Origin of the sequence: Microcoleus sp. S28C3, from assembly GCF_036700785.1 — a bacterium.
GTDB lineage: Bacteria > Cyanobacteriota > Cyanobacteriia > Cyanobacteriales > Microcoleaceae > Microcoleus > Microcoleus asticus.
This window is the reverse complement of the sequence record NZ_JAUBPO010000236.1, coordinates 1-3497: the sequence shown is the minus strand read 5'-3', so window position 1 is coordinate 3497 and position 3497 is coordinate 1. Positions and strand designations below refer to the sequence as shown.

The window sequence follows — 3497 nt, the reverse complement described above, 5'->3', positions numbered from 1 at the left end:
AAGATGAATATCCATAGGGTAGAAATCAAGTAGTGGTATCTCATTATACGGTTTTCACCAAAAACCCAGAAGAACCGCTTAGTCTAAGGAGGAAACAGCAATCTCTATAAATTTTAAGTGGGAAGGAAAAGTCACATTAGATTTCACACCACAAGTTAGGAATACAGCAAACTAGCCAGCTCTCGATCGGTGTGATTGAATAGCTCGTGAAATATAAGGAGTCAGAAACGTGCAAAAAAGTCACAGTATTCGTGAAGTGATTTTTGAAGAGAGGGATACTCAAATTTTCAATATCCCTGACACTAAAACCCGGCTTTCAACACTGCAAAATTATTTCTTCCCTCGGCTAGAGACGTTACTGCGTTATACACTTGATGTTGTGGCGCTAGTTTACGATGTGAATCCATACGAGAGAATGACTTTTGCCTACTCTCCAAATCATCGAGATAAAGCAAAGGAGAACAAAGACTATGGCTTTGTTCATATTGGAATTATTGCAAAACGGGGTGACAAACCGCTCAACATTCTCAAGAGAAATGGACAGCCCTTCTTTCATCATTCCACTTATCTGACGTTTAAGGTATTTCCTAGTGGAACAATTCATGCTGAGCTAATGCCATTTCGTCAAGGCGTAGATGATGCTTACGTGGCAAAAATTTCCCAACTTGTCGCTAAGTATAGCGAGGTTTTAATGCCACTATTATCGATAGCGCATATTTCACATACAACGTATAATCCAATACTCCGGACAGTTTTTGGAACGATACTACAAGCTTACGCGGGGCAAGGATCATAAAAAAGTCGAATTAAATGTAAGTCAGGGGTGGAGCTGACATTGATTTAATTATCCACAGGGGCTGCGAAGTCAAGCGAGCATAAGCCATTGGGCCATATAAAAACAGTCCGGACTATTGATAATCCCGATTTTGAATTTCTGCCTCTTCATCAGGCAATTGTGCCTGATGAAGTAGGGTCAGATGCTATAAGGTTGATATCACCCAAATACTACTTTCCTGTCAGTCGAGGGCGAGGATTGGATGAACCAATTATTGCATTCATCCTCTTATACGCTTTAGCAGAATCATTTATTTGTATTGGTGAAGGACGAGAACCTCAGCTTAAAAATAGGCTTGAGCAATTCAAAAAATGGTATGTAAAACGTAAAAATACCGAAAATGACATAGAAATAGAAGAAAGCGAGGAGGAAGATTTCGATTCTTCAAAGATACCTGAACTAGACAGTTATTATTTTGTGAGACCAGGTAAATGGTTTGCTGTACTTGCTAGAGATAAATGGAAATGTCTTAGCTGTGGTAGATCGGCACCGACAGATGGAGTTTTATTGGAACTTGACCACATTATCCCCCGCTCAAAAGGTGGTTCTGACGATATGAGTAATCTACAAACTCTTTGCAAAAAGTGTAATATTGGCAAAAGTAATCGAGACAGCACAAGACTTTGTATGACTTCGGATAAATCGATAGATTTAATGTAGATAGCGTAATTTTTCGGTGCGTGACTTTTATGAGTCACCAGTGATAAATTTGAAATGATTTTTGGTCACGCAGCCTACAATTACAGCTATTAACTTATCAAGTGCTTGAACGCATCGTATTCGCGAATTTTTTCTAAATCAGCTTCACTTTTTGCCAACTCTTTACACACATTCGGATTGAGATTGAGGGCACGCTTTAAATTTTCAATGGCTAATTCAATTTTACCTTGTAGTGCATAACATCGGGCTTTATTGTACCAAATTCTGTAGAAGTCAGGTCGGATTTTAGCAGCATTGTCGTAGGAATCAATTGCAGCTTCATATTTTTGCAATTTGGAGAGTGCAACGCCTCGATTGTTCCAAGCGTCAGTATAATCATTTTTAATTTGTAGAGCTTGATTGTAAGAAATTACTGCTTGTTCGTACTCCTGCATTTTGGAAAAAGCAACGCCTCGGTTGTTCCAAGCATCGGCATAATCGGGTTTGGCTTGAATTGCCTGTTCGTAACAGCCGATCGCCTCCTGGTACTTTTGCAACTCCAACAATACCACGCCTCGATTGTTCCAAGCGTCGGGATAATTGGGGCGAATTGTAGTAGCTTGTTCGTAAGAGGCGATCGCCTCTGGATACCGCTGCATTCTCGTCAGCACTACTCCCCGGTTGTTCCAAGTATCGGCTAAATCCGGCTGAATTTGCAGGGCAAGATTGTAAGCAGCGATCGCATCTTCATAACGGTTTTCAAAGAAACAAGCATCTCCCTGTTTAGCATAGTCGCTTGCCGTCACTAACTGTTGGTAATTGCCATAGTTAACCGGAGCAAATTCTTGAATTTGGGCATCGGGCAATAACAAGTCTGTTTCTGCATCCGCCGCGTGACTTTGGTGTTGAATTTCGCCTAAGATACTTTCAGCGTCCGAAATTAATAGTTTTAATTGAGAGATTGTATCGTAATGGAGACTTTCAATTTCTTGGCGAGCAACTGTTGTTTGCTTGGACAATTTGCTCAACAGAAACCAAACCCCGACTCCGGCTGCTGTCGGAAACAAAGTTAGGGCAATTATCAGCCCGTTCAGCAGTACCGCCGTGCGCCCAAAAGCAATGTCAACTTCTTCTTGAACTCGATCGCGAATTTCGTCTTTCAGTTGCTGCTGTGAGAATTGCTGCTGAACCAACAGTGCCACCCTAGGTTCAGACGCAGAAACGCTACTGGCGCAGACTAGAATAGTCAAAAGGGCGATCGGGCTAATACTTTTTCTAAAGATACTTGACAAACGCATTGCCTTAGTGATACGCACCTGAGTTGCGATTTCCATGTGTCAAGAGATGCTGATAACGATGATCCCAGACTAGCCCATTTGTTCAAGAACTATTAAATACAGGATATCTGTTGTGCAGTCCCCCCCGATCAAATTGCTGACGCAAGAATTGCTAGACGAAGTTGCCGCTTCCTCCCGCCGCAGTCCCCGCCAGCGACAAAACTACAATTTCCACGATTTGTCTGAAAAAGTGCAGCGGTTTGTCAACGTGCTGCAACCAGGCACTTATGTCCGCCCTCACCAACACCTGCGCCCGCCTGCAGTTAACGGTTTTGAGTTTTTTGTGGTGATTCAAGGAGAAGTCGGTATTGTTATTTTGAACGAAAACGGTCAAATCCTGCGCTCCTTGCGAGTCAGCGCGGCCGGCCCGACTCGCGCTGTCGAACTGCCAGAGGGCACTATTCACACGTTAGTAGCTTTGACACAGGATACTGTGATTTTGGAGTTTAAGGAAGGGCCTTACGACGTGGCCGCAGATAAAGACTTTTTGGCAAGTTTTCCTGCTGAGGGAACTGCGGCGGCGCGGGAATTAGTCCTGATTTGGGAAGCGGAATTTAACAGTTGACTGATGACTGTTGACTGTTAAAAATCTAAAATCTAAAATCTATCGACTGTTAATACATTTTGGAGTTTAGACTAAGCAGGTCAAAAAGTGCGCTCGCCCAAAGACCGGCAAACGTCCATAC

At 42.7% G+C, this 3497-nt stretch carries 4 protein-coding genes; 3 read left to right on the top strand and 1 reads right to left on the bottom strand.

Going from position 1 to position 3497, the window contains the following annotated elements:
• Positions 1–229 precede the first annotated feature (229 nt).
• Positions 230–796, top strand: a complete 567-nt coding sequence (locus QUA13_RS31980) for a hypothetical protein (protein ID WP_333205049.1) — start codon at positions 230–232, stop codon at positions 794–796.
• Positions 797–883: 87 nt separating this feature from the next.
• Entirely contained in the window at positions 884–1495 is a 612-nt protein-coding gene (locus QUA13_RS31975; RefSeq protein WP_333205047.1) for an HNH endonuclease, read from the top strand.
• Positions 1496–1584: 89 nt separating this feature from the next.
• Here QUA13_RS31975 and QUA13_RS31970 read toward each other — a convergent pair whose 3' ends face one another.
• Positions 1585–2808, bottom strand: coding sequence for a tetratricopeptide repeat protein (locus tag QUA13_RS31970; RefSeq protein WP_333205046.1), 1224 nt, complete (start codon positions 2806–2808; stop codon positions 1585–1587).
• A 76-nt stretch (positions 2809–2884) separates the two neighbouring features.
• Here QUA13_RS31970 and QUA13_RS31965 point away from each other — a divergent pair, with 76 nt between their 5' ends.
• Positions 2885–3376 carry a WbuC family cupin fold metalloprotein gene (locus tag QUA13_RS31965; RefSeq protein WP_333205044.1) on the top strand — a complete coding sequence of 164 codons (492 nt, stop codon included), beginning with the start codon at positions 2885–2887 and terminating at the stop codon, positions 3374–3376.
• The last annotated feature ends 121 nt before the right edge of the window (positions 3377–3497 follow it).